This is a genomic window from Comamonas brasiliensis, assembly GCF_018292285.1.
Classification (GTDB): domain Bacteria; phylum Pseudomonadota; class Gammaproteobacteria; order Burkholderiales; family Burkholderiaceae_C; genus Comamonas; species Comamonas brasiliensis.
Genome location: NZ_JAANES010000002.1, coordinates 434,111 through 459,342, shown reverse-complemented (window position 1 = coordinate 459,342; position 25,232 = coordinate 434,111). Strand labels below are relative to the sequence as shown.

Here is a 25,232-nt window from a genome sequence, read left to right as displayed (position 1 = left end):
GGCTTCGTGCCTGTCACGCCTGGACTAGTTGCGCACAACGGCGCCCGAATCGGGGAAAGCACTGAGAGCAAACCTCTGAGGATGTCTTGCATTTAGTTATTTGAAATAACAATAATGATGCAAAAGGAATGGTTATGACTCATAAAGAAATTGCAGTTGAGTTCCGTGGCGAAGCCGAACAGGTTGCCGTCATTCGCCTGATGCGCGCTGCCAAGCGCAATGCTTTGTCCGATGGACTGGTGCTGGGTCTGCGCGATGTATTCATGAATCTCCCCACCAGCGTGCGCGCGGCCGTGGTGGATGGCGATGGCCCGCATTTCTGCGCCGGCCTGGATCTGAGCGAGCTCAGCGAGCGCGATGCGGCCCAGGGCGTTCTGCATTCGCGCATGTGGCATGAGGCCTTGCGTCAGGTGCAGTTCGGCGCGGTGCCCGTGGTCGCCGCCCTGCATGGCGCCGTGGTGGGCGGCGGTCTGGAGCTGGCCAGTGCTTGTCATATCCGTGTGGCCGACAGCAGCACCTTCTATGCCTTGCCAGAAGGCTCGCGCGGCATTTTTGTCGGCGGCGGCGGCTCGGTGCGCATCCCGCGCCTGATCGGTGCGGCGCGCATGGCCGACATGATGTTCACGGGCCGTGTGTACAAGGCCGAAGAAGGCGAGCGTATCGGTCTGTCGCAATATCTGGTGCCAGAAGGACATGCGCTGGACAAGGCTGTGGAGCTGGCGCTGCGCATTGCCGAAAACGCCCCCATGACCAATTACGCGCTCATGCATGCGCTGCCCCGGATTGCCGATCAGCCTGCCGATCAGGGGCTGATGACCGAAGCTCTGATGGCCGCCGTGGCGCAGAGCGCGCCAGAAGCCAAGTTCCGTTTGCAGGAATTTCTGTCCGGGCGGGCCGCCAAGGTCAGCAAGGACTGAAAGCAAGCTCAAAAAACAACGCTGTGGAGACAAAGACAATGCAGGAGACAGACACAGCCATGCAGGCCCTGGGCCAGGTGGCAGAGGGGGACAGGCCCCGCTACCGCGAGCTGGAGTTCGGTGTGCGCAGCATCCGGGTCAGGGAAGCGGGCGACGGCACTTTCTACGTGCGCTCCGACCAGGAGCTGGCAGGGCATGCAGCGCGTATGACGGACAGGCTGGTGCACTGGGCGCAGACCACGCCGCAGCAGACCTTCATCGCCCAGCGGCAGCGATTGGCCGACGGCAGCACAGGAGACTGGCAACGCATCAGCTATGCCCAGACGCTGGCTGCGGCACGCGGCATTGCGCAGGCACTGGCGGACAGAAAACTCTCGGCAGAGCGACCCGTCATCATCCTCAGCGAGAACGACCTGGACCATGCCATGCTGGCCATGGGCTGCTTGTATGCGGGCGTGCCCTATTGCTCGGTCTCCACGGCCTACTCCCTGGTCAGCACCGATTACGCCAAGTTGCGCCATGTGGTCGATACGCTCACGCCCGGCCTGATCTTTGCTGCCGATGCGGCGCGCTATGACAAAGCGGTACGCGCCGTGCTGCCCGAGGGCTGTGAGGTGGTGTACCGCAAGCCCACCGTCGAGGCCCCGAGCTGCACCTTGTTTGCCGACCTGCTGGCGACCGAGCCCACAGCTGCAGTGGATGCTGCCATGCAGGCCACCGGGCCCGACACCATTACCAAGTTTCTATTCACCTCGGGATCGACCAAGCTGCCCAAGGCCGTCATCAACACCCACGGAATGTGGTGTGCCAACCAGCAGCAGATTGCCCAGACCATGCCCGATATGGTCCAAGGCCCGCCCGTGCTGGTGGACTGGCTGCCTTGGAACCACACTTTTGGCGGCAACAAGAACATCGGCCTTGCGCTCTACCACGGCGGCACGGTCTACATTGATGAAGGCAAGCCGACGGCGACGGGCATTGCCGAGACGCTGCGCAATCTGCGCGAGCTCTCACCTACCGTTTACTTCAACGTACCCACCGGCTTTGAATACATCGCCCGCGCCATGGAGAGCGATGCGCAGCTGCGCAGCAGCCTGCTCAAGCGCGTCAAGCTGTTCTTCTATGCCGGAGCCTCTCTGGCGCAGCCCGTCTGGGATAGCCTGCACCGCACGCAGGAGGCCGAGTGCGGCGAGCGCATCGTGATGGGAACAGGACTGGGTATGACCGAGTCCTCGCCATCGGCCCTGTTCATCAACCGTCCCGACGTGCGCTCCGGAGACCTGGGCGTACCGGTGCCGGGTCTGGAGCTCAAGCTGGCGCCCGTGGATGGCAAGCTGGAGGTCCGCTATCGCGGGCCGAACGTCACGCCCGGCTACTGGCGCGCGCCCGAAGCCACGGCAGAGGCATTTGACGAGGACGGATTTTTCCGCACCGGCGACGCCGTGCAGTGGCGCGACCCGCAGGATAGAGACCAGGGTCTGCGCTTCGATGGCCGCATTGCCGAAGACTTCAAGCTGGCTACGGGCACATTCGTCAACGTGGGGCCGTTGCGCGCGAGGATCATTCACGCAGGCGCGCCCTATATCCAGGACGTGGTGCTGACCGGCCTGGATCGCAAGGAGGTCGGTGCCATCGTTTTCGGGACCCCGGCCTGTGCGGCCTTGAGCGGCCTGGCAGCGGGAGCGACGCTGGAGCAGATCATGCACAGCGAGCCGGTGCAGCAGCATCTGCAGACGGTTCTGAACCAGCTGGCGCAAACGGCGACCGGCAGCGCCACCCGCATTGCGCGTGCAGTGGCGGCGATCAAGCCGCCATCGCTGGACCTGGGCGAAGTCACGGACAAGGGCTCCATCAACCAGCGTGCCGTGCTCCAGCACCGTGCCGATGTGGTGAGCGGCCTGTATGACGAAACACTGGCCCTGATCCTGAAGCCGAATCTCTGAGCCCGTACCGGCTTGAGCCCGATAACAGAAAGCGCAAGCAGCTTTTGAAAGGATAGTGATATGCAAGTTCAGGATCAGATTGCCATCGTGACCGGGGGGGCCTCGGGCCTGGGCGAAGCCACGGCGCGTGCGCTGGCTGCCGCAGGCGCCAGGGTTGCCGTGCTGGATCGTCAGATCGACAAGGCCAAGGCGGTGGCCGCCGAGATCGGCGGACTGGCGCTGGAGTGCGATATCTGCGATGCGGCCAGCGTGACGGCTGCACTGGATGCCGTTCGCGAGCAATGGGGTGGCGATGCGCGCATTCTCATGAATGTGGCCGGCATCGGGACGGCCAAGCGCGTGATCGGCCGCGATGGCGAGCCCGCACCGCTGGAAGACTTTGAGCGCGTGATTCGCGTCAACCTTATCGGCAGCTACAACATGACGCGACTGTTTGCCGCACGCTGCGCCAAGCTGGCGGCGCTGGAGGATGGCGCCCGTGGCGTGATTCTCTATACCGCCTCGGTGGCAGCCTTTGACGGCCAGGTGGGGCAGCAGGCCTACAGCGCATCCAAGGGCGGACTGGTCGGCATGACGCTGCCCATGGCGCGTGACCTGGCCCAGCACGGCATTCGTGTCTGTACCGTGGCGCCAGGCCTGTTCGCCACGCCGTTGATGAAGGAATTGCCCGAGCCCGTGCAGCAGTCGCTGGCTGCGTCCATTCCCTTCCCTTCGCGCCTGGGCAAGCCTTCGGAGTTTGCCGACCTGGCCGTGCATATCGTGCATAACGATCATCTCAATGGCGAGGTGATTCGCCTGGATGGTGCGCTGCGCATGGCTCCGCGCTGAGGCAGTGCGGGCTGCTGACAGCCCGTTTGTTTGCTATCGAGACGTGTATTGATTCCACAGGACCGAAGAGTCCGTATTTCAAGCAGGAGACAAGTCATGCAAGGTCGTCGCAATTTCGTCAAAGGTATGGGCGCTGGCGCAGCGCTGGCAGCATTCGGCGGCTTCGCCAGCCGCAGCGCCTATGCCCAGGGCAGCGGCCCGCTGGAGCAGGTGCGCATTCTGTACGGTTTTCCCGCAGGCAGTGCTGGTGACTCGGTGGCCCGCCGTGTGGCCGAAAAAATGGGCGGCAGCAGCTACACCAGAAATATGGGCGTGGTGGAAAACAAGCCCGGTGCCGGTGGCCGCATCGCGCTTGAGAACCTGCGCAACTCCGTGGGCGATGGCTCGGTGATTGCGCTGTCCCAGGTCTCGGCCTTCTCCATCTACCCGCATATCTACAGCAAGCTGACCTATCAGGCCAAGGATTTCGAGCCGATTTCCATCGGCGCCATCATGCACCATGGCCTGGCGGTCGGCCCCGCCGTGCCGGCCGAGGTCAAGACGCTCAAGGATTTTCTGGCCTGGTGCAAGAACAACCCCGACAAGGCCAGCTTCGGCAGCCCCGGCGCCGGCAGTCAGCCGCATCTGCTGGGGGCTTTGCTCAGCCTGCGCTCGGGCGTCAAGCTCAGCCATGCGCCTTATCGCGGCATGGCTCCCGGCGTCTCGGACGTTGTGGGCGGCCAGATCGCAGCCATCATGGGCACTTGCGGCGACTATCTGAGCTATTACAAGGCCGGCAAGCTGCGCGTGCTGGCCACCAGCGGGCCGCAGCGCAATCCCTATCTGCCCAATGTGCCCACGTTTGCCGAGCAGGGTTTTGCCGATCTGACGGCTGAGGAATGGTTTGGCTTCTATGCCAATGCCAAAACGCCCGCCGATGTGCGTGCACGCGCTCATATGGCCATCACGACAGCGCTCAAGAGCGATGCGCTCAAGGAAAGCCTGGGCGTGGTCGGCCTGATTGCCACCAGCTCCACGCCTGAGGAAATGGCCCGTTCGCAGCAGGCCGAGTTCGAGCGCTGGGGCCCCCTGGTCAAACAGATCGGTTTCACGGGGGACTCCTGAGGGCCCCCAGTATCGAATAGCATTCGGGTCGGGATTTTTCAGACGGGCTCAAGCCTGCACATAGTGATCGAACAATAGAGGAGACAAACATGCAAGATCGTCGCAATTTCGTCAAAGGCCTGGGCGCTGGAGCCGCCCTGGCCGCATTCGGCGGCATCGCCGGCCGCAGCGCCTATGCCCAGGGCAGCGGCCCGCTGGAGCAGGTGCGTATCCTGTACGGCTTTCCCGCAGGCAGCGCCGGGGACTCGGTGGCCCGCCGCGTGGCGGAAAAGATCGGCGGCACCAGCTACTCCAAGAACATGGGCGTGGTGGAGAACAAGCCCGGTGCCGGTGGTCGCATCGCGCTGGAGAATCTGCGCAACTCCGTGGGCGATGGCTCGGTCATCGTGCTGTCCCAGGTCTCGGCCTTCTCCATCTACCCGCATATCTACAGCAAGCTGACCTATCAGGCCAAGGACTTCGAGCCGATCTCCATCGGAGCCATCATGCACCACGGTCTGGCCGTCGGCCCCGCCGTGCCGGCCGAGGTCAAGACGCTCAAGGACTTCCTGGCCTGGTGCAAGAACAACCCTGACAAGGCCAGCTTCGGCAGCCCCGGTGCGGGCACCCAGCCGCATCTGATCGGCTCCCTGCTCAGCCTGCGTTCCGGCATCAAACTCAGCCATGTGCCTTATCGTGGCACGGCGCCTGCCGTGTCCGATCTGGCCGGTGGCCAGATTGCTGCCGTGATGGGCCCCAGCGGTGACTTCCTGAGTTACTACAAGGCCGGCAAGCTGCGCGTGCTGGCCACCAGTGGCCCGCAGCGCAACCCCTATCTGCCCAATGTGCCCACGTTTGCCGAGCAGGGTTTTGCCGATCTGACGGCTGAGGAATGGTTTGGCTTCTATGCCAATGCCAAGACGCCCGCCGATGTGCGTGCACGCGCCCATACGGCCATCACGGCTGCACTCAAGAGCGAGGCTCTCAAGGAAAGCGTGGGTGTGGTCGGCCTGATTGCCACCAGCTCCACGCCCGAGGAGATGGCCCGTTCGCAGCAGGCGGAGTTCGAGCGTTGGGGGCCGCTGGTCAAGCAGATCGGCTTTACTGCGGATACCTGATACACCCCCTGAGCCGCTTCGCGGCTTCCCCCTCTCTCGCTGCGCGGGAGGGGGACGATGCCTTCGCGGCGGGGCGGCCCTTGCTTGGCATCTATGGCATGGGCCGCGCTCGGCGCGTATGGGGCGTTATTTAGAGATTTTCATTTGCTGCGTCGCAGCCGGTTTTGTATGTCCTATTTGCCCCTCAGCACCGATAACGCGTTTCTTCTTTTTGATGTACTCAAGGCCGATGAGCAGTTGCAGCGCTTGCCGGCGCATGCCGCAACGGATCAGGCGCTGATGCAGCAGGTACTGGAAGAGGCCGGCAAATGGGTGGGCGAGGTGGTGGCTCCGCTGTCACGTTCTGGCGACGAGACCGGAGCTAGGTTTGAGGGCGGTCAAGTCGCTACGCCACCCGGTTTTGCGACGGCCTATCAGGACTTCTGGCAGGCGGGCTGGCCTGCGCTGGCCTGTGCCGAGGAGGACGGTGGTCAGGGGCTGCCCTGGGTGCTGGAAGGTGTGCTCTATGAATGGCTGAGTGCCGCCAACCATGGCTGGACCATGGCTCCGGGCTTGCTGCATGGCGCTTATGAGTGTCTCAAGCACCATGGCAGCGAGGCCTTGAAGAGTGCCTATCTGCCCAAGGTAGCCAGCGGCGAATGGCTGGCTACCATGTGCCTGACGGAGGCCCATGCGGGCAGCGATCTGGGACAGGTTCGCACCCAGGCCGTGCCGACTGGTGAATCTGAGCTGGGCGAGCGCTTCGAGATCAGTGGCAGCAAGATTTTCATCTCCGGCGGTGAGCATGACCTGAGCGCGAACATCGTGCATCTGGTGCTGGCGCGTCTGCCCGGAGCTCCGGCCGGGCCCAGGGGCCTGTCGCTGTTTCTCGTGCCTAAGCTGCTGCCGGGTGGCGAGCGCAACGGCGTGGTCTGCGAGCGCATCGAGGAGAAGATGGGCCTGCATGGCAGCCCCACCTGCGTGATGCGTTTTGAGGCGGCTCAGGGGTGGCTGATCGGTCAGCCCGGCGCGGGGCTGAACGCCATGTTCGTCATGATGAATGCCGCGCGTCTGCATGTGGCACTGCAGGGCATAGGTCTGCTGGATGCAGCATGGCAGAAGGCCCATGCCTATGCGCTGGAGCGCCGCCAGATGCGCGCACCGGGGGCGGTGCCGGACTCGCGTGGCCCGAATGATGCAGCGGATCTGATCATCGAGCATCCGGCTATTCGCCGTACGCTAGATCTGCAGCGTGCCTGGGTGGATGGCGGGCGCGTGCTGGCCTACCAGACCGGTATCTATCTCGATGTGGCGCGACATGCCGAAAGCGCCCGTGAGCGCGAGCTGGCCCAGCAGTGGTGCAGCCTGATCACGCCCATACTCAAGTCCGCCTGGACCCAACAGGCTTTCGAGGGGGCCAGCGCCTGTCTGCAGGTATTTGGCGGTCATGGCTACATCCGCGAGTGGGGCATAGAGCAGATCGTGCGCGATTCGCGCGTGGCCATGATTTACGAGGGCACCAACGAGATTCAGGCCATCGACCTGCTGGTGCGCAAGGTTTTGCCCGATGGCGGCCAGGCCATGGGGCAATGGCTGCTGGGCCTGCGCAAAAGCCTGGATGCAGGCCGGGCGCTGGATGCGGAGGTGCTGCGCTGCCTGGCCCAACTGCGCTACTTCACCACGGTGCTGGCACAGGCTTGCAAGGAGGATGACACCCTGGCCTGGCGCGTGGCCGATGACTATCTGCGCAGTGTGGCCGTGGTGTTGCTGGGCTGGGCCTGGGCACGTATTGCGGCCACCGAGGGTAGCGACGGCGAGCGCTGGCAAGGTCCATGCAAGCAGGTGCAGCAGCGCATCCTGCCCGAGATGGACTGGCGTCTGGGTCTGATGAAGGCGCAGTGGGCGCAGGCTTCCGTCGTACACGGCAACCAGCTGTTCAGCCCTGCTCACTGACCAAAAAGGCTGCAAGATGCAGGCAAGACCGGCACAATTGCAGTCTTTTCATCGCGCTCCTGGATTGCTCTTTTGCCATCGAAGTTGACATCCCCAATGCTCGCTCACAAGACTGCCGAATCAGAATCCAAACCTGTGCGCCCTGCGCGTAGTTCTCGCTCCAGAGAGGCCGAGGCCGAGGCGGCCGGTTCGGGCCCGGAGAACGATTCCGGCAGCGCTGCCGAGGTCTTTGCGGTCGATCAGGTTGATGCCAGCTTTCTGGAGTCGCTGCTGGGCTACAACGCCAGGCGTGCCTCGCTGTCGCTGGTGAGCGTCTTCATGCGCTGCATGGAGCGCTTTGACCTCAAGATCGTCGAGTTCTCCGTGCTGTCGCTGGTGGGCAGCAATCCGGGCATCACCTCGCGCCAGCTCTGCCAGCAACTGGCCGTGCTGCCGCCCAATATGGTGGGCATGATTGATGCACTGGGCAAACGCGGTTTTCTGGAACGGCGTCCACATCCGCGTGACGGGCGCGCCACAGGGCTGTATCTGACCGCCGCCGGGGGCGAACTGGTGGACACCGCCGAGCCCGAACTCAAGAGCAGTGAGGCTCGCTCCATCGCGCATCTGAGTGCGACCGAGCAGGCGCAGCTCATGGAGTTGTTGCAAAAGCTGTACCGCTGATCTCGTGGCATGGCGCAGATCCTGCGCCCGGCGCGATAATGTGCGGCATCATGCAGATTCGCTTTACCAAGATGCAAGGCGCGGGCAACGACTTTGTCGTGCTCGACGAGACCCAGGCTCGTCTGGGCCTGAGTGCCGCCCAGTACCGCTACCTGGCCAACCGTCACTTTGGCGTAGGCGCCGACCAGATCCTGACCGTGCGCCCGGCGCCCTCGGAAGGCGTGGACTTTGAATATGTCATCCACAACGCCGATGGGGGAGAGGTCGAGCAATGCGGTAACGGCGCGCGCTGCTTTGCGCGCTATGTGCATGACAAGGGCCTGACCGACAAGAGCGTGATCCGCGTGCAGACGCTCTCAGGCGTCATCGCTCCCGAAATCCATGGCAATGGCCGCGTCACGGTCGATATGGGGGCGCCCCAGCTGGACCCGGTCAAGGTGCCTTTCTCGACTGAGGGTCTGCAGGCCGAAACTTTGGGCTCAGCGCAAAAATGGCCGCTGACGCTTGATACGCCTGTCCAGCCAGCTACAGTCTGGATAGCGCCTGTTTCCATGGGCAACCCGCACGCGGTGCAACTGGTGGACGACGTGAATGCCGCTGCGTTGGAGGTCCACGGACCGCTGATCGAGAGCCATACCCGTTTCCCTCAGCGCGTGAACGCGGGCTTCATGCAGATCGTCAACCGCGGCGAAGTCAATTTGCGCGTCTATGAACGCGGTGCCGGCGAGACCCTGGCATGCGGCACAGGGGCCTGCGCCGCTGTGGTGGCAGGCATTGGCTGGGGTCTGCTGGATCAGCGCGTGGATGTGCATACCCGAGGCGGTCTGCTGACCATTGAATGGGCCGGCGCAGCGCAGGATCGCGTGCGCATGACAGGCCCAGCCGAATTTGTTTTTGAAGGCCAGATCGACATACCTGATACCTTATGAACAGCTTGACCGACACCGCCATGACTGAAGAGTCGATTGCCGACTATCTCCAGGAAAATCCCGACTTCTTCGAGCGCCATGCCGAAATGCTGACGAGCGTGCGCCTGATCAGCGGCCACGGCCCGCGTGCCGTCAGCCTGCAGGAGCGTCAGGCAGAGATGCTGCGCGAAAAGATCAAGGGTCTGGAGCATCGCATCATGGACATGGTGCGCCATGGCAGCGAAAACGCCTCCATCGCCAACAAGATTCATCAGTGGACCCATGCCCTGGTCAAGGTGCAGGACCTGCGCGAGCTGCCCCATGCGCTCACCGCCAGCCTGCAGCACACCTTCGATGTGCCCCAGGTCGCGCTGCGTCTGTGGAATGTGGCGGGTGCGCACAGCGGTACCGTCTACACCATGGGAGTGAGCGATGATGCCAAGGCCTTTGCCTCGTCGCTCACGATGCCGTTTTGCGGTCCCAATATGGGCTTCGAGCCCGTGACCTGGCTGCCTAATCCGAACGCTGTGCAGTCGGTCGCGCTGCTGACTCTGCATGATGGCGCGATGGACAGCACTTCCAATGCCTTCGGCATGCTGGTGCTGGGTTCGCCCGATCCGCTGCGCTTCGATGCCACCATGGGGCTGGAGTTTCTCTCGCGTATCTCCGAGCTGGCCAGTGCCTCGCTCTCGCGCATGCGTGCTCCGACGCTGACGCTGGCGCACGGCTGACGCTGCAAAAGGTTGCAGGCGTTGATGCAAGAGCGCGAGCAGCTCTCTTTTGAGGAGCGGTACGCGCAGCTGCCGGAAGTTGTCCACAGCTATCTGGAGCATGTGCGGGTGCAAAAGCGCCTGGCCGATCGCACGCATACGCTGTATGCACTGGACCTGATCAAGCTGCAGAGCTTGGCGCAGGCAGCAGACCAGGAGCTCTTGGCGCTGCAGCCGGCGCATATCCGCCGCTTTGCTGCGCAAATGCATAGCGCCGGCCGCAGCGCACGCGGCATCGCACTGATTCTTTCGGGCTGGCGCAGCTTTTTCCGCTGGGCGGCCCAGCGGGAGCTGGTGCCGTTCAATCCCGTGGAGGGGGTGCGCGGCCCCAAGGCTGCCAAGCCCCTGCCCAAGGCACTGGCCGTGGACGACGCCGTGCAACTGGCCAGCTTTCAGAACCCCGAGGCCGATCCGTGGATGGAGGCACGCGACGTCGCCATGACCGAGCTGCTCTACAGCTGCGGCCTGCGTGTGGCCGAGCTGGTAGGGCTGGATCTGAGGCCGGACCAGCAAAGCCTGCAGCAAGGCAGAGGCTGGATCGACCTGGAAGCGGGCGACGCCCATGTGCAGGGCAAGGGCAGCAAGCGCCGCATCGTGCCCGTGGGGCGCATGGCGATCGAGGCCTTGCAGCGCTGGCTGGCGCTGCGCAGCAGCGCGCTGACCGGGGCGGCACAGTTCAAGGCGCAGGACGAGGCGGCCTTGTTCATCGGTCGTCGAGGTGAACGGCTCGGCAGCCAGTCGGTCTGGTCACGGCTCAAGCTGCGCGGCCAGCGGGCGGGGCTGGCCTCCGGCGTGCATCCGCATGTGCTGCGCCACTCCTTTGCCAGTCATATGCTGCAGTCCAGTGGCGATCTGCGTGCCGTGCAGGAGTTGCTCGGGCACGCCAGCATCGCCACCACGCAGATCTACACGCGCCTGGATTTTCAGCACCTGGCCCAGGCCTATGAAAAAGCCCACCCGCGTGCCCAGCGCAGCAGCGCAGCCGAGCAACCCGGGGCACGCCGCAAGCCCGAGGACAAGGAAGAGGACTGAGAAGTCCTTTTTTGATAGCTTTAAGCGCTTATTGGGTAAGCGTTTGAGGTGTATTTTTAATAAAATATATGCCGCCCCTGCTGCCCATGCGCGCTTGAAAGCGCCGCTACACTCCCCAGCTGTTATCACCGGAGCGCGCATAGGGATGCGCCGCCCAGGTGTTTTTTGGACAGCCGCATGTGGCGGCTGGCCGCAGCAAGAGGTTTCAACGCATGGCTCTCATTCCAGTCACCATCCTCACGGGCTTTCTGGGCTCGGGCAAGACCACGCTGCTCAAGCGCGTGCTGCACGAATCCCACGGCATGAAGATTGCCGTGATCGAGAACGAATTCGGCGAGGAGAACATCGACACCGATATTCTCAAGACCGAGTCGAAAGAACAGATTCTGCAGATGAGCAACGGCTGCATCTGCTGCACCATCCGTGAAGATCTGCGCGAGGCCTTGCAACTGCTGGCCGCCAAGCGCCGCAAGGGACTGGTGGACTTCGACCGCATCGTGATCGAGACCACCGGCCTGGCCGATCCCGGTCCCGTGGCCCAGACCTTCTTCATGGATGACGAGATCGCCGAGACCTATCTGATCGACTCCATCATCACTCTGGTGGATGCCAAGCATTCCAACCAGCAGCTCGACGATCGTCAGGAAGCGCGCCGCCAGGTGGGCTTTGCCGACCAGATGTTCCTGTCCAAGACCGATCTGGTGACGGAAGCGGAAAAAGAGGCTCTGATCCATCGTCTCAAGCACATGAACCCACGCGCACCCATTCGCGCCGTACATTTTGGCGATGTGCCCCTGAGCGAAGTGTTCGATCTGCGTGGCTTCAACCTGAACGCCAAGCTGGACATCGACCCCGACTTTCTCAAGGAAGAGGGTCACGAGCACGATCATCATGACCACAGTGCCTGCGACCATGACCACGGCCAATGTGAGCACGATCACGACCATGGACACCAGCATGACGAGCATTGCGGCCACGACCACCATGACCACGAACATGGCGAGCACTGCAATCACCCGCACCACCATCACCACGACGATGATGTGAAGAGCTTCGTCTACCGCGCCGATCGCGCGTTCGACCCTGCCAAGCTGGAAGACTTTCTGGGCGCCATCGTCAATATCTACGGCCCCAAGATGTTGCGCTACAAGGGCGTGCTTGACATGAAGGGCACCAGCCGCAAGGTCATCTTCCAGGGCGTGCACCAGCTCATGGGCAGCGATCTGGGCCCGGAGTGGGAAGCCGACGAAAAGCGTGTAAGCAAAATGGTCTTCATCGGTATCGATCTGCCCCAGGACATCCTGCGCCAGGGACTGGACCAATGTCTGGTGTAAACCCTGGGTTTGCCTGCCGTTTTGGCGAAAGCTAACGGTTTGCTGACAATCACTGACGGCCTGCCAAGCAGGCCGTTTTTTTTGTCTGTTATTTCTCGCAAACTGCTCGAAACAGGCGCAGGCATTGTTGCAAATTGTGGGGTATGTGCAACGGAGACGGGCAGGGGTGAGTTGCGTGGCTACAATGCCGCCCCTAAAGAGGGTGTTGGAGCAATCCGGCCCGGAAAGGGCTCTGTACTGTAAGGAGACAGGACGTGACCGCTGTGAAAAGTAAACCGCCCAAGGCTGCAGTCAAGACTGCGGCAGCGGCTGTGCACACCCGCAGCGTCGAGACCTCTTTGGTGGACGCCGCGTTGGACAACCCGGTGCTGGCACCTGCAGCAACGGAAAACTCTTCCAAATCGTCCAGATCCAAGCGTTCTGCATCGCCTCCTGCGCGGCAGCCTGAAACAGATGTTCCGCCCGTGGCCGCTTCGGTAGCCAAGGCAGCGGCAACCATGAGAGATACGAAAGCAATGACCAACACAAAGCAAGCTGTGCCCAAGAAAGACCCCAAGCTGGCCAACGCATGGAAGACCAAGTCGGTAGAGGAGCTGACCGATGCTGAAGTGCTGGCCATGTCCGATGACGATTACATGAACGACGCACAGCTGGCGTACTTCCGTCGCAAGCTGGTCGCGCTCAAGAACGACATGCATGTGAACGCCGGTGAAACCGCAGAAAACCTGCGTGAAGACACCGTGGTGGTGCCCGATCCCGCCGATCGCGCCACCATCGAGGAAGAGCATGCTCTCGAGCTGCGCACCCGCGACCGCGAGCGCAAGCTGCTCAAGAAGATCGACCAGTCCATCGCCCGCATTGATGCCGGCGACTACGGCTACTGCGATGAAACCGGCGAGCCCATCGGCGTCGGTCGACTGCTGGCGCGTCCCACGGCTACACTGTCGCTGGAAGCCCAGCAGCGCCGTGAGCTCAAGCAGAAGATGTACGGCGATTGATCTGCGTCAGGTGTTGGTGGGGCAGCAGGCAGCAAACTAGAGGACCATGGTGAAAGAAGAAAACAAATCGGGAGGGCTGCTGTCCAAGGTGGCGCGTTTTGTGCGTCACCCGACCGTGAACTGGTCCGATTTGGAGAATCTCAACCAGGACAGCGAAGAGAGCCAGTACAGCAAGCAGGCGCTCAAGGAAATGCTGGAGCGCAAGCGCCAGAACGACTTTGTGCGCAAGCGCGAGTTTGAGCAGCTGCGCAAGCTGCGTCAGGCCCAGTTGTCCAAGGCGGCGCTGAGCGCCAGGGCACCCCTCGATACGCCCACGCCGCTGGCGGCGTCCTCTTTTTTGCATACCGCCCAAAGCTCCGTGCCCGGCGAGCGCGCGGAGACGATCAAGAAGATCGACGAGATCGAAGCGCAGATGGCCCAGCAATGGTGGCGCGGCAAGCAGGCTGCCGATGCCGCGACCATGCCGCTGCAGCTGCCCGAGGAGGGGAACACCATGCCTTCGGTGTTCAAAACCCAGCCGCCTTCGATTAGCACCCTGCCTTTGCTGCAGGATGTGTTGCCCAGCGACCTCAAGCTGCCGCCGTCGGGAGGGCAGGGCCATCCCGCGGGCATGCCCGGTCTGCGTGGCGAGACGGATTTTTCGCCGGGGTTTGCGACGACCGAGGTTTCAGCCCCGACCGATATCAATATGGTGCCGCCATCCTTTGCGCGCTTCGAGCACGACGCCGCGCTGGAGGATGCCGCGATTGTGTTTGCCAGCGGTGATAACGCTGCGGCAGAGGCCTGTCTCAAGGCCTTGATTGCCGAGCGCGTCCAGGATACGCCAGCGCAGCTGCAGGTCTGGCTGGCCTTGCTGGACATGTACCGTGCGGCCGGCATGCAGGCCCGGTTCGAAGACGCGGCCATGGACTTCGTGGCGCGCTTCGGTCGCTCGGCCCCGCAGTGGTTTGTGATGCCGCAGCAGGCAGGCCGACTCAGCGAAACCCCGTCGGATGCCGCTGCCGCGTCGACAGGCCTGCGCTGGCAGGCGCCGGTGCAGCTGGATGAATCCGGCTTCAAGGCCTTGCTGGCCAACAAGGCGCGCAGCGTCGGCGGTGCAGTCATGGACTGGAGCGCTCTGGAAGGCTTTGGCTCCGGCGTCCAGAAACCGCTGCTGGATGCGGCGCAGCGCTGGGCTGACGAAAAAGGATCTCTGGTTTTTGCCGGTCACGAGAGATTGCTGGCGGTGCTCAGCAAGCACACCCCGTCCGGCAACCGCTCTGTCGATCAGGACTGGTGGTATTTGCGTCTGGCCATGCAGCGCCTGATGCATCTGCAGGACGAATTTGAGCTGACGGCGCTCGACTACTGCGTGACCTACGAGTTGTCGCCGCCGTCCTGGGAAGATCCGCTGTGCGCGTATGCGAACGAAGGGCAGGCGCAGAACCCGCGTGCCCAGGACAGCCGGCTTCTGGGGCCGGATACGCTTCAGCCCGGCATGCTGTGGAAAGAGCACAAGCCACGTTTTGCGCTGCAAGGCGTGATAGACGGCGACGCATTGCCCTGGCTGGCCGAAGTGCAGGAGAAGGCCAAGCTTGGCGAAGCTATCGCGATTGACTGTACGCGTCTGGTGCGCATGGACTTTGCGGCCGCCGGCTCGGTGCTGAACTGGTCGGCTCAGATGCAGGAGCTGGGTCATGTGCTTCAGTTCAGTCAGCTGCATCAGCTGCTGGCGGTGTTCTTCAATGTGGTGGGCATTCAGGAGCACGCCCAGGTGCTTCCAAGGCGGGATTAGTCGGCTTGGGCCGCTTTGCAGTGCCCCGTGCTTGTGAGCCCTGCAATTTCTTTTTGCCGACGCTCTTGAGGTTGCCGCGGGCAGCCCCCATCTGCAGCAGATGGAACAGTTTCACGGCACCACCATTTTGAGCGTGCGCCGCCAGACACCCGAGGGCGTGCAAGTCGCCATCGGCGGTGATGGTCAGGTCACATTGGGCAACATCGTCATCAAGGGCACGGCGCGCAAGGTGCGCAAGCTCTATCACGGCAAGGTGCTGGCGGGTTTTGCGGGGGCCACCGCAGATGCCTTCACGCTGTTCGAGCGCTTCGAGGCCAAGCTGGAAAAACACCAGGGCAATCTGACCCGCGCCGCGATCGAGCTGACCAAGGAGTGGCGTACCGACCGTGTGCTGCGCAAGCTCGAAGCCATGCTGGCAGTCGCCGATGCGACGACCTCGCTCATCATCACCGGCAATGGCGACGTTCTTGAGCCCGAGCAGGGCATCGTGGCCATCGGCTCCGGCGGTGCCTATGCGCATTCCGCCGCCAAGGCCTTGCTGAACAATACCGAGCTGTCGGCCGAGGATGTGGTGCGCAAATCCCTGGCGATTGCCGGCGAGCTGTGCATCTACACCAATATGAATCACACGATCGAGACGCTGTAAGCACTCGTCTATCCAAATTGATAGCTGCTAGCGCTTTATTGATAGGCGTTAGAGGCATATTTGACTGAGAATTCACATGTCTTCTGCCATGACTCCCCAGGAGATCGTCTCCGAGCTGGACAAGCACATCGTCGGCCAGCATGGTGCCAAGCGCGCGGTGTCGATTGCCTTGCGCAATCGCTGGCGCCGTCAGCAGGTGCCCGAGGGCCTGCGCCAGGAAATCACGCCCAAGAACATTCTGATGATCGGCCCTACGGGCGTGGGCAAGACGGAGATCGCCCGCCGCCTGGCAAAGCTCGCCGATGCCCCCTTCATCAAGGTCGAGGCGACCAAGTTCACCGAGGTGGGCTATGTGGGCAAGGACGTGGATGCCATCATCCGCGATCTGGCCGAGGTCGCCGTCAAGCAGACGCGCGAGTCGGACATGAAGAAGATGCGTGCCCGCGCCGAAGACGCTGCCGAGGAACGCATTCTCGACGTGCTGATCCCGCAGGCTCGCACCGGCGAAGTGCCGGCCGACAACACGGCGCGCCAGGTTTTCCGCAAGAAGCTGCGCGAAGGTCAGCTCGACGACAAGGAAATCGAGATCGACATCGCCGAGCAGATGCCCCAGGTGCAGATCATGGGCCCCCAGGGCATGGAGGAGATGGCCGAGCAGCTGCGCGGCATGTTCAGCCACATGGGCCAGGAAAAGCGCAAGACGCGCAAGCTCAAGATCGCCGAGGCCATGAAGCTGCTGACCGACGAGGAAGCGGCCAAGATGGTCAACGAGGAAGACGTCAAGACCCGCGCCATTGCCAATGCCGAGCAGAACGGCATTGTCTTCATCGATGAAATCGACAAGGTGGCGACGCGTCAGGAAACCAGCGGCTCCGACGTCTCGCGCCAGGGCGTGCAGCGCGATCTGCTGCCGCTGGTCGAGGGCACCAGCGTCTCGACCAAGTACGGTGTGGTCAAGACAGACCACATTCTGTTCATCGCTTCGGGCGCTTTCCATCTGTCCAAGCCCAGCGACCTGATTCCCGAGCTGCAGGGGCGCTTTCCCATTCGCGTGGAACTGGAATCTCTGTCGGTGCAGGACTTCGAGGCGATTCTCATGCAGACTCACGCCTCCCTGGTCAAGCAATACCAGGCGCTGCTGGCGACCGAAGGCGTGACCCTGGAGTTCAAGCCCGAGGGCATCACGCGTCTGGCGACGATTGCCTTTGACGTCAACGAGAGTACCGAGAACATCGGTGCGCGGCGTCTGTCCACTGTGATGGAGCGTCTGCTTGACGAGGTCAGCTTCGATGCGGCCAGGCTTTCGGGTCAGACCGTGGTCATCGATGCAGCCTATGTCGATCAGCGCCTGCAGGTGCTGAGCAAGGATGAGGATCTGTCGCGCTTCATTCTGTAAGGAACGCAGCGCTTGAAACCAGCTGCCCGCCTGTGCGGGCAGTTTGCATTTGTAGGAGAAGGTCGAGACTTCAATCAGTTCTTTCCATTGAATTGAATGGTTGCAATTGACGCCACCTAATGAGAGTCCACTTGCATTGACTTTGCTAAGTGCTTGTAAAGGAAAGGTATTTTCGGAATGAGGCTTTTCTTTTTCTCTCTAAGTGCTTGATTTCATTGCAAATAATTGTTCCTTCGGGTTTGGAATCACCTGAAATTGCTGCTACAGTGCAAAAAAGTGCAATTAAGTGGTGAAAGCTGCCCTCGCGTCCCATTTTTGGGGAGTGAGCGGCTCCAGATGACCGGAGTAACCAGCCGTGTTTCAAGGGGCGTCTTCGCTGAATCTCGATGGAAAGGGGCGGCTTTCAGTGCCGACCCGGCATCGTGACGCCCTTTTGTCCTTGGCTGAGGGTCAGGTCACTTTCACCAAGCATCCCGATGGCTGTCTGTTGCTGTTTCCGCGCCCCGAGTGGCTGCAGTTTCGCGAGCGTGTCGCGCAACTGCCCATTACGGCTCAGTGGTGGAAGCGGATTTTTCTGGGCAATGCCATGGATGCGGAGATGGATGCAACCGGTCGGCTGCTGATTTCGCCCGAGTTGCGTGAGGCCACAGGTCTGACCAAAGAGGTCTTGATGCTGGGCATGGGGGCGCATTTCGAGGTCTGGGACAAGGCCACTTATGAAATGCGCGAAGCGGAAGCGCGCCAGCAACCGATGCCGGCGGCTTTCCAGGATTTTGTTTTGTAGGAAGTGCTTGTGAATCAGCCGTTGCAACATATCACCGTCTTGCTGGACGAGGCCGTGGACGCCCTGCTGGGTGGTGCCGCTGAGCCGCCTGCCGGCCAGTGGGTCGATGCGACGTTCGGTCGGGGCGGTCATTCCCGGCTCATTTTGCGAAGGCTGGGGCCGGATGGGCGTTTGATTGCGTTCGACAAAGACCCGGACGCAATTGCTGAGGCGGCGCGCATCACCGATGCGCGTTTTTCGATTCGGCATGAAGGATTTCGCCATCTGGGCGAGCTGCCCGAAGGCAGTGTGCAAGGGGTGTTGATGGACCTGGGCGTGAGCTCGCCGCAGATCGACAACCCGGACCGGGGCTTCAGCTTCCGCTTTGACGGCCCCCTCGACATGCGCATGGACACCACGCGTGGCCAAAGCGTTGCCGAGTGGCTTGAAGATGCGGAAGTGCAGCAGATTGCGGAGGTGATACGTGACTACGGCGAAGAACGGTTTGCTGGCCCCATTGCAAAGGCGATTGTTGCTAGGCGCGAGAGCCAGGGCCCATTACGCACCACTGCCGAGCTGGCCCAACTCGTGGCTGGCGCGGTCAAGACCCGCGAGGCTGGGCAGAACCCGGCAACACGGACCTTCCAGGCTCTTCGGATTTTCATCAATGCCGAGCTTCAGGAGCTTGAGCAAGCGCTAGAAGCCAGTCTGCGCGTGCTGGCGCCTGGCGGCCGCCTGGCTGTTATCAGCTTCCACTCGCTGGAAGATCGCATCGTCAAGCAGTTCATTGCCAAGCACTCCAAGGAGGTCTACGACCGTCGTGCGCCGTTTGCGCCTCCCACGCCGATGCGACTGAAGGCGCTGGAGCGCATCAAGCCCAGCGCTGCCGAGGTGGATGCCAATCCGCGCTCGCGCTCTGCCGTGATGCGCGTCGCCGAGCGCACCGAGGTGCCTGCATGATGCATCGCCATGCCGCCTCGAGCATGGCTGCGGGAGGGCTGCCATGCTGCGCATAAACCTGCTGCTGCTGCTGGCGGTCATGACCAGTGCCATTTTTCTGGTGCATACCCAGTATGAGTCGCGTCGCCTGTTCACCGAGCTGGACCGCGCCGAGGCAGAGGCGCGTCGTCTGGCGACCGACCAGCTGCGGCTGCAGGTGGAAAAGCGTGCTCAGGCCACGCCCCAGCGCATCGAGACCATGGCGCGCGAAAAGCTCCAGATGAAGCCCGCTTCGCCCGCGATCACCCAGTATGTGCAGGAGTCTGCAGCGGGAGCGGTGCGATGACACGCAGCGTGCTCTACACCACCAGTCCACTGCTGGCCTCCAAGACGCCGCTGTGGCGCAGCAAGTTCATCGTGGCGGCGCTGGCGCTGGGCTTTGTGGGCCTGGGCGCGCGTGCCGCCTATGTGCAGGTGTTCGGCAACGACTTTTTCAAGCGCCAGGGTCTGGTGCGCTTTGCGCGTACCCTGGAGCTGCCGGCCAACCGTGGCCGTTTGCTGGATCGCAACGGACTGATCCTTGCCTCCAGCGTGCCGGCGGCCAGCATCTGGGCCATTCCGGAAGACGTGGATCTGAAGGATCCCGACGTGCAGCAAAAGCTCAAGGAGGTGGCGCGTCTCATGGACATGCCGCTGCGCTCCCTGATGGAGAAGCTGGATGTCGAGGACAAGACCTTTGTCTGGGTCAAACGCCAGCTGGACTGGGACGTGGGCCAGAAGATCGTGGCGCTCAATATCAAGGGCATCTACAACCGCAAGGAATACAAGCGCCAGTATCCCGAAGGCGAGTCGGCGGCGCATATCGTGGGCTTCACCAATGTGGAAGACCATGGTCAGGAAGGCATGGAGCTGGCCTTTGACAAGGAACTGGCGGGACGGCCCGGTTCGCGTCGCGTGATCAAGGACCGCCTGGGCCGTGTGGTCGAAGGCGTGGGCGAGGAAGTGCCGCCTCAGGACGGTCAGGACATTCAGCTGTCCATCGACAGCAAGGTTCAGTACTACGCCTACCAGAAGCTCAAGCAGCAGGTGGAGTCGCAAAAAGCCAAGGCCGGCAGCGTGGTGGTGATGGACGCACATACCGGCGAGCTGCTGGCCCTGGCGAACTATCCCAGCTATGACCCCGGCCATCGCAAGAACCTGACGGGCGAGCAGCTGCGCAATCGCGCGCTGACCGACACCTTCGAGCCCGGCTCGACCATGAAGCCCATCACCATTGCCACGGCACTGGAGCTCAAGCGCGTCAAGCCGTCCACCATCATCGATACCTCGCCCGGCCGCTACACGGTGACGGGATCCACCATCACCGACACGCACAACTACGGCGCGCTGACGGTGGAGGGCGTGATCCAGAAGTCCAGCAACGTGGGGGCGACCAAGGTCGCGCAAAGGCTGTCGCCCCAGGAAATGTGGGAGTACTTCAGCGCCCTGGGCTTTGGCCAGAAGCCGCAGATTCAGTTCCCGGGCGCGGTCTCGGGTCGTCTGCGTGCCTGGAAGACCTGGAAGCCCATCGAGCAGGCCACCATGTCCTATGGCTACGGCCTGTCGGCCTCGCTGTTCCAGATGGCGCGCTCCTATACCGTGTTCTCCAACGAGGGCAATGTCATTCCCTCGACGATTCTGAAAACGACCGAGCCTCCTGTGGGCGTGCGCGTGATCTCCAAGGAAAACGCCGAGGCGGTGCTGCACATGCTGCGCATGGCCGCAGGCCCTGGCGGTACCGGCCAGAAGGCCCAGGCCGAGGGCTACACCATCGGCGGCAAATCGGGCACGGCCCGCAAGCAGGTGGGCAAGAGCTATGCCGCGGGCAAGTACCGTGCCTGGTTCACGGGCATCGCCCCCATCGACAAGCCGCGCATCATCGTGGCCGTGATGGTGGACGAGCCTACGGCCGGTTCCTACTACGGCGGCACGGTGGCCGGTCCCGTGTTTGCGGACGTGGTCCAGCAGACATTGCGTTTCATGGGCGTTCAGCCCGACAAGGAAGTCAAGCCTCAGATCGTGGCTGCACCCGCTGAGGAGCCTGTGCTATGAGCACCCCCATTCAAATCCTGAACAATGCAGCCGAGGCCGTCGCCTGGCTGCGCAGCCGCGTGCAGGGTGAACTGCAGACCGATAGCCGCAAGGTCAAGGCCGGCGATGCCTTTGTCGCCTGGCCCGGTGCGGCCACCGATGGCCGGGCCTATGTGGACCAGGCTCTGGCCCAGGGCGCCGCTGCCGTGCTGGTGGAGGCCGATGGCCTGCAGGCCTTTGATCTGAGTGGCGACCACATTGCCGCGCTCAAGGGCCTGAAAGCTGCGACCGGGCTGATTGCCGACCAATGGTTTGCGCATCCCAGTGGCGAGCTCGACGTGCTGGCCGTGACCGGCACCAATGGCAAGACCACCACCGCCTGGTGGCTGGCGCATGCGCTCTCGAAAGTGACGTTGAACACCCGCACCGGTTGCGCGTTGGTCGGCACCCTGGGTGTGGGCGTGCCGCCTGCACTGGAGTCGACGGGCATGACCACGCCGGATCCGGTGCTGCTGCAGCGCGTGTTCCGCAGCTACGCCGACCAGGGCCTCGCGGCCTGCGCCATCGAGGCTTCGTCCATCGGCATCGTCGAGCACCGCCTGGACGGCAGCAAGATTCGCGTGGCTCTGTTCACCAATTTCACGCAGGACCACCTGGACTACCACGGCAGCATGGATGCCTACTGGCAGGCCAAGGCCCAGCTGTTCGACTGGCCCGGCCTGCCGGCGGCCGTGGTCAATATCGATGACACACACGGCGCCAGGCTCTGGGCCAGGCTGCAGGGTCGCGCAATGGATGTGTGGAGTGTCTCCATCCAGGGGCCGGCACGCCTGCAGGCCAAGGACATCGGTCTGGGCGACGAGGGCCTGAGCTTTACCGTGCTGGAAGCCGGTCACAGCCTGCGCATGAATACGCGTCTGGTCGGTCAGTACAACGTCTCCAACCTGCTGGGGGTACTGGCCGCTCTGCGTTGCCTGGGCCTGACGCTGGAAGAGGCTGTGGCTGCCTGTGCCCATCTGGAGCCCGTGCCCGGTCGCATGCAGCAGATCGTCAAGCCCGGCCAGCCTCTGGTGGCCGTGGACTATGCCCATACCCCGGATGCGCTGGAGAAAGCCTTGCGCGCCCTGCAGCCCGCCGCCCGGCAGCGCCAGGGCAAGCTGTGGTGCGTGTTCGGCTGCGGCGGTGACAGGGACAACAGCAAGCGCCCGTTGATGGGGCAGGCCGCCCAGGCGAATGCCGACGGCGTTTTCGTCACCAGCGACAACCCGCGCAGTGAAGTGCCCGAAAGCATCATCGACCAGATTCTGGCCGGCATGCAGGCGGGAGAGACATTGCATGTTCAGGCCGACCGCGCGGCGGCCATTGCCCAAGCCATTGCCCGTGCCGATGCGCGCGATGTGGTGCTGATTGCCGGCAAGGGACATGAGGACTATCAGGAGACGAAGGGCGTGCGCCATCCGTTCTCCGACATGGCTGAGGCGCACAAGGCGCTCGCAGCCCGCGAAGGAAAGATTCGGTCATGATGACCCTGGCAAAAGCGCTGGAGCTGATCCAGACGCATATCCCCCAAGTCCGCCTGGTCGGCAACGGCCAGCTGGAGCTGGCACGCGTGCACACCGATACGCGCACGCTGCAGGACGGGGACTTGTTCGTGGCACTGAAGGGCGAGCGTTTTGACGCCCATGATTTTCTGTCCCAGGCGCAGGCCGCAGGTGCCGTGGCTGCTGTTGCCAGCCACGGACTGGAGGCCGCAGGCATGGCCGGCATCGAAGTTCCGGACACCCTGCTGGCGCTGGGTGCGCTGGCGCGGGCCTGGCGTGCGCAGTTCGATCTGCCGCTGATTGCCGTGACCGGCAGCAATGGCAAGACCACCGTCACGCAGATGATTGCCTCCATCCTGCGCGCGCATGTGGGCGCGCAGGGCGAGGCGGCGCTGGCCACGCGCGGCAATTTCAACAACTCCATCGGCATGCCGCTGAACCTGCTGCGCATGACGGGCGCGCATCGTATTGCGGTGCTGGAGATGGGCATGAACCATCCCGGCGAGATCGCCGAGCTGGCCGCCATCGGCCAGCCCACGGTGGCCCTGGTCAACAACGCCCAGCGCGAACACCAGGAGTTCATGGGCACGGTGGAAGCCGTGGCGCGTGAAAACGGCTCGGTGCTGGGCTTTCTGCCCCGGGACGGCGTGGCCGTCTTCCCCGCCGGCGATACGTACACCCCGCTGTGGACGCAGCTGGCTGTCGGCCGCCCCTGCCTGATGTTTGGCGAGGCCGCTGCCGGTGCCCAGGTTTTTGCCAGTGATGTGGTCTGGGCCGACGGCGCCTGGAGCTTTGCACTGCACACGCCGCAAGGCGTGGCAGCCGTGCAGCTGCATATTGCCGGCCGCCACAACGTGCGCAACGCACTGGCCGCGGCTGCCTGTGCCCATGCCGCAGGTGTGTCTCTGGCGGCCATTGCGAAGGGACTGTCCGGCTTCGAGCCCGTGACCGGCCGTTCGCGCGCGCTGGCCGTGCAACTCGCGGGCCGCAGCGTGACCGTGGTGGACGACACCTATAACGCCAATCCCGACTCCGTGGCCGCGGCCATTGCGGTGCTCGCCGAGCTGCCTGCGCCGCAGTTGCTGGTGCTGGGCGATATGGGCGAGGTCGGCGACAACGGCCCGCAGTTCCATGCCGAGGCCGGCGCGCTGGCGCAGCAGGCAGGTATTGCCCATTTCTTTGCTCTGGGCGAGCAAAGCGCGTTTGCGGCCTCTGCCTTCGGCAGTGGCGCTAGGCATTTTGATAGCATGGCCGCCCTTCAGCAGGCGGTGTGCGCAGTTTTACCCAAGGTAGGTAGCGTTTTGGTCAAGGGTTCGCGGTTCATGAAGATGGAGCAAGTGGTGCAGAGCATTGAAGCCTGCGCAGACAACAAGCAGGGCAACTGCGGGGAGGCCGCATGCTGCTGATGCTGGCTCAATGGCTGCAAGGGCTTTCGCCGGATTTCGGCTTTCTGCGCGTCTTTCAATACCTGACGCTGCGTGCCGTGCTGGCCGCCGTCACCGCCTTGCTGATCGGCCTGATCGTCGGCCCCAAGGCGATTCGCATGCTGACCGCACTCAAGATCGGTCAGCCCGTGCGCGGCTACGGCATGGAGACCCATCTGGTCAAAAGCGGCACGCCCACCATGGGCGGCGTGCTGATTCTGTTCTCGATTGCCGTCTCCACCCTGCTGTGGTTTGACCTGTCCAACCGCTTTGTCTGGATCGTGCTGCTGGTCACGCTGGGCTTTGGTGCGATTGGCTGGGTGGACGACTGGCGCAAGGTCGTCAACAAGGACCCCGAGGGCATGCGCTCGGGCGAGAAGTATTTCTGGCAATCCGTCATCGGCCTGCTGGCTGCGCTGTATCTGGTGTTCTGCATTTCCGAGAACAACAACGCCGAGGTTTTCGGCCTGTTCATCTCCTGGGTGCAGTCGGGCTTTTCCATGGACCTGCCGCCCAAGGCCGGCTTGATGGTGCCCTTCTTCAAGGAAGTCAGCTACCCGCTGGGCGTGCTGGGCTTCATCGTCATGACCTATCTGGTCATCGTGGGCGCCAGCAATGCCGTGAATCTGACCGACGGCCTCGATGGCCTGGCCATCATGCCCGTCATCATGGTCGGCACGGCCCTGGGCATCTTTGCCTATGTGACCGGCAACGCCACCTATGCGCGCTATCTGCTGTTTCCCAGCATCCCCGGCACGGGCGAGCTGATGGTGTTCTGCGGCGCCATGGCGGGCGCCGGTCTGGCTTTTCTCTGGTTCAACGCACACCCCGCCCAGGTCTTCATGGGCGACGTGGGCGCGCTGGCGCTGGGCGCTGCTCTCGGTACGATTGCCGTGATCGTGCGCCAGGAAATCGTGCTGGCCGTGATGGGCGGCATCTTTGTGGCAGAAGCCATCTCGGTGATGCTGCAGGTGACTTACTTCAAGTACACCAAGAAACGCTATGGCGAGGGCCGTCGTCTGCTGAAGATGGCGCCGCTGCACCACCACTTTGAAAAGAGCGGCTGGAAGGAGACCCAGGTCGTGATCCGCTTCTGGATCATCACCATGCTGCTGTGCCTGCTGGGCCTGTCCACCCTGAAGCTGAGGTAGTC

General features: G+C 62.9%; 22 protein-coding genes. All 22 read left to right on the top strand.

Annotated features, from left to right (window positions below; translation table 11 throughout):
• The first annotated feature begins 134 nt into the window (after positions 1–134).
• Positions 135–917, top strand: coding sequence for a crotonase/enoyl-CoA hydratase family protein (locus DJFAAGMI_RS10505; RefSeq protein ID WP_211457100.1), 783 nt, complete (start codon positions 135–137; stop codon positions 915–917).
• A gap of 38 nt (positions 918–955) precedes the next feature.
• A complete protein-coding gene (locus DJFAAGMI_RS10500; RefSeq protein ID WP_211457099.1) occupies positions 956–2,860 on the top strand; it encodes a feruloyl-CoA synthase in 1,905 nt (634 codons plus the stop codon).
• Positions 2,861–2,920: 60 nt separating this feature from the next.
• Positions 2,921–3,688, top strand: a complete 768-nt coding sequence (locus DJFAAGMI_RS10495; RefSeq protein WP_211457098.1) for an SDR family NAD(P)-dependent oxidoreductase — start codon at positions 2,921–2,923, stop codon at positions 3,686–3,688.
• A gap of 96 nt (positions 3,689–3,784) precedes the next feature.
• Complete coding sequence (locus DJFAAGMI_RS10490) at positions 3,785–4,792, top strand: Bug family tripartite tricarboxylate transporter substrate binding protein (protein ID WP_211457097.1); 1,008 nt, start codon at positions 3,785–3,787, stop codon at positions 4,790–4,792.
• Positions 4,793–4,881: 89 nt separating this feature from the next.
• Positions 4,882–5,889, top strand: a complete 1,008-nt coding sequence (locus tag DJFAAGMI_RS10485; RefSeq protein WP_211457096.1) for a Bug family tripartite tricarboxylate transporter substrate binding protein — start codon at positions 4,882–4,884, stop codon at positions 5,887–5,889.
• A gap of 168 nt (positions 5,890–6,057) precedes the next feature.
• On the top strand, positions 6,058–7,821 hold the full coding sequence (locus tag DJFAAGMI_RS10480; protein WP_211457095.1) for an acyl-CoA dehydrogenase family protein: 1,764 nt from the start codon (positions 6,058–6,060) through the stop codon (positions 7,819–7,821).
• A 96-nt stretch (positions 7,822–7,917) separates the two neighbouring features.
• On the top strand, positions 7,918–8,484 hold the full coding sequence (locus DJFAAGMI_RS10475) for a MarR family winged helix-turn-helix transcriptional regulator (RefSeq protein ID WP_211457094.1): 567 nt from the start codon (positions 7,918–7,920) through the stop codon (positions 8,482–8,484).
• A 50-nt stretch (positions 8,485–8,534) separates the two neighbouring features.
• The gene (dapF, locus tag DJFAAGMI_RS10470; protein WP_211457093.1) at positions 8,535–9,413 is read left to right on the top strand and encodes a diaminopimelate epimerase; all 879 of its coding nucleotides are present in this window, start codon (positions 8,535–8,537) and stop codon (positions 9,411–9,413) included.
• Positions 9,410–10,123, top strand: coding sequence for a DUF484 family protein (locus tag DJFAAGMI_RS10465; RefSeq protein ID WP_003051227.1), 714 nt, complete (start codon positions 9,410–9,412; stop codon positions 10,121–10,123). Before dapF ends, DJFAAGMI_RS10465 begins: the two co-directional genes overlap by 4 nt.
• A 24-nt stretch (positions 10,124–10,147) precedes the next feature.
• The gene (locus DJFAAGMI_RS10460; protein WP_211457092.1) at positions 10,148–11,194 is read left to right on the top strand and encodes a tyrosine recombinase XerC; all 1,047 of its coding nucleotides are present in this window, start codon (positions 10,148–10,150) and stop codon (positions 11,192–11,194) included.
• Between the two features lie 212 nt (positions 11,195–11,406).
• A complete protein-coding gene (locus DJFAAGMI_RS10455; protein ID WP_211457091.1) occupies positions 11,407–12,528 on the top strand; it encodes a CobW family GTP-binding protein in 1,122 nt (373 codons plus the stop codon).
• Between the two features lie 254 nt (positions 12,529–12,782).
• Positions 12,783–13,526 carry an RNA polymerase-binding protein DksA gene (gene dksA / locus DJFAAGMI_RS10450; RefSeq protein ID WP_211457090.1) on the top strand — a complete coding sequence of 248 codons (744 nt, stop codon included), beginning with the start codon at positions 12,783–12,785 and terminating at the stop codon, positions 13,524–13,526.
• A gap of 46 nt (positions 13,527–13,572) precedes the next feature.
• Positions 13,573–15,300, top strand: coding sequence for an STAS domain-containing protein (locus DJFAAGMI_RS10445; RefSeq protein ID WP_211457089.1), 1,728 nt, complete (start codon positions 13,573–13,575; stop codon positions 15,298–15,300).
• 100 nt (positions 15,301–15,400) lie between these two features.
• Complete coding sequence (gene hslV / locus DJFAAGMI_RS10440) at positions 15,401–15,946, top strand: ATP-dependent protease subunit HslV (protein ID WP_003051248.1); 546 nt, start codon at positions 15,401–15,403, stop codon at positions 15,944–15,946.
• A gap of 76 nt (positions 15,947–16,022) precedes the next feature.
• The gene (gene hslU / locus DJFAAGMI_RS10435; RefSeq protein WP_211457088.1) at positions 16,023–17,342 is read left to right on the top strand and encodes an ATP-dependent protease ATPase subunit HslU; all 1,320 of its coding nucleotides are present in this window, start codon (positions 16,023–16,025) and stop codon (positions 17,340–17,342) included.
• A 355-nt stretch (positions 17,343–17,697) separates the two neighbouring features.
• The gene (gene mraZ, locus DJFAAGMI_RS10430; protein ID WP_003051254.1) at positions 17,698–18,126 is read left to right on the top strand and encodes a division/cell wall cluster transcriptional repressor MraZ; all 429 of its coding nucleotides are present in this window, start codon (positions 17,698–17,700) and stop codon (positions 18,124–18,126) included.
• Between the two features lie 9 nt (positions 18,127–18,135).
• Entirely contained in the window at positions 18,136–19,065 is a 930-nt protein-coding gene (rsmH, locus tag DJFAAGMI_RS10425; protein WP_211457087.1) for a 16S rRNA (cytosine(1402)-N(4))-methyltransferase RsmH, read from the top strand.
• Positions 19,066–19,108: 43 nt separating this feature from the next.
• Positions 19,109–19,390, top strand: coding sequence for a cell division protein FtsL (gene ftsL / locus DJFAAGMI_RS10420; protein ID WP_211457086.1), 282 nt, complete (start codon positions 19,109–19,111; stop codon positions 19,388–19,390).
• A complete protein-coding gene (locus DJFAAGMI_RS10415) occupies positions 19,387–21,135 on the top strand; it encodes a peptidoglycan D,D-transpeptidase FtsI family protein (RefSeq protein ID WP_043006065.1) in 1,749 nt (582 codons plus the stop codon). The genes ftsL and DJFAAGMI_RS10415 overlap by 4 nt, the downstream gene beginning before the upstream one ends.
• Positions 21,132–22,637 carry a UDP-N-acetylmuramoyl-L-alanyl-D-glutamate--2,6-diaminopimelate ligase gene (locus DJFAAGMI_RS10410; protein WP_211457085.1) on the top strand — a complete coding sequence of 502 codons (1,506 nt, stop codon included), beginning with the start codon at positions 21,132–21,134 and terminating at the stop codon, positions 22,635–22,637. The genes DJFAAGMI_RS10415 and DJFAAGMI_RS10410 overlap by 4 nt, the downstream gene beginning before the upstream one ends.
• Positions 22,634–24,061, top strand: coding sequence for a UDP-N-acetylmuramoyl-tripeptide--D-alanyl-D-alanine ligase (locus DJFAAGMI_RS10405; RefSeq protein ID WP_211457084.1), 1,428 nt, complete (start codon positions 22,634–22,636; stop codon positions 24,059–24,061). Before DJFAAGMI_RS10410 ends, DJFAAGMI_RS10405 begins: the two co-directional genes overlap by 4 nt.
• Positions 24,052–25,230, top strand: coding sequence for a phospho-N-acetylmuramoyl-pentapeptide-transferase (mraY, locus tag DJFAAGMI_RS10400; protein WP_211457083.1), 1,179 nt, complete (start codon positions 24,052–24,054; stop codon positions 25,228–25,230). The genes DJFAAGMI_RS10405 and mraY overlap by 10 nt, the downstream gene beginning before the upstream one ends.
• Positions 25,231–25,232: the final 2 nt, after the last annotated feature.

Bases quoted from the DNA above. Each gene is read 5' to 3' on its own strand.
- DJFAAGMI_RS10460 (WP_211457092.1), top strand. From the start codon at position 10,148: ATGCAAGAGCGCGAGCAGCTCTCTTTTGAGGAGCGGTACGCGCAGCTG.
- DJFAAGMI_RS10495 (WP_211457098.1), top strand. From the start codon at position 2,921: ATGCAAGTTCAGGATCAGATTGCCATCGTGACCGGGGGGGCCTCGGGC.
- DJFAAGMI_RS10405 (WP_211457084.1), top strand. From the start codon at position 22,634: ATGATGACCCTGGCAAAAGCGCTGGAGCTGATCCAGACGCATATCCCC.
- DJFAAGMI_RS10410 (WP_211457085.1), top strand. From the start codon at position 21,132: ATGAGCACCCCCATTCAAATCCTGAACAATGCAGCCGAGGCCGTCGCC.
- DJFAAGMI_RS10490 (WP_211457097.1), top strand. From the start codon at position 3,785: ATGCAAGGTCGTCGCAATTTCGTCAAAGGTATGGGCGCTGGCGCAGCG.
- DJFAAGMI_RS10445 (WP_211457089.1), top strand. From the start codon at position 13,573: ATGGTGAAAGAAGAAAACAAATCGGGAGGGCTGCTGTCCAAGGTGGCG.
- DJFAAGMI_RS10415 (WP_043006065.1), top strand. From the start codon at position 19,387: ATGACACGCAGCGTGCTCTACACCACCAGTCCACTGCTGGCCTCCAAG.
- hslU (WP_211457088.1), top strand. From the start codon at position 16,023: ATGTCTTCTGCCATGACTCCCCAGGAGATCGTCTCCGAGCTGGACAAG.
- mraY (WP_211457083.1), top strand. From the start codon at position 24,052: ATGCTGCTGATGCTGGCTCAATGGCTGCAAGGGCTTTCGCCGGATTTC.
- ftsL (WP_211457086.1), top strand. From the start codon at position 19,109: ATGCTGCGCATAAACCTGCTGCTGCTGCTGGCGGTCATGACCAGTGCC.
- DJFAAGMI_RS10465 (WP_003051227.1), top strand. From the start codon at position 9,410: ATGAACAGCTTGACCGACACCGCCATGACTGAAGAGTCGATTGCCGAC.
- DJFAAGMI_RS10485 (WP_211457096.1), top strand. From the start codon at position 4,882: ATGCAAGATCGTCGCAATTTCGTCAAAGGCCTGGGCGCTGGAGCCGCC.
- DJFAAGMI_RS10500 (WP_211457099.1), top strand. From the start codon at position 956: ATGCAGGAGACAGACACAGCCATGCAGGCCCTGGGCCAGGTGGCAGAG.
- DJFAAGMI_RS10505 (WP_211457100.1), top strand. From the start codon at position 135: ATGACTCATAAAGAAATTGCAGTTGAGTTCCGTGGCGAAGCCGAACAG.
- DJFAAGMI_RS10480 (WP_211457095.1), top strand. From the start codon at position 6,058: ATGTCCTATTTGCCCCTCAGCACCGATAACGCGTTTCTTCTTTTTGAT.
- DJFAAGMI_RS10455 (WP_211457091.1), top strand. From the start codon at position 11,407: ATGGCTCTCATTCCAGTCACCATCCTCACGGGCTTTCTGGGCTCGGGC.
- dapF (WP_211457093.1), top strand. From the start codon at position 8,535: ATGCAGATTCGCTTTACCAAGATGCAAGGCGCGGGCAACGACTTTGTC.
- DJFAAGMI_RS10475 (WP_211457094.1), top strand. From the start codon at position 7,918: ATGCTCGCTCACAAGACTGCCGAATCAGAATCCAAACCTGTGCGCCCT.
- hslV (WP_003051248.1), top strand. From the start codon at position 15,401: ATGGAACAGTTTCACGGCACCACCATTTTGAGCGTGCGCCGCCAGACA.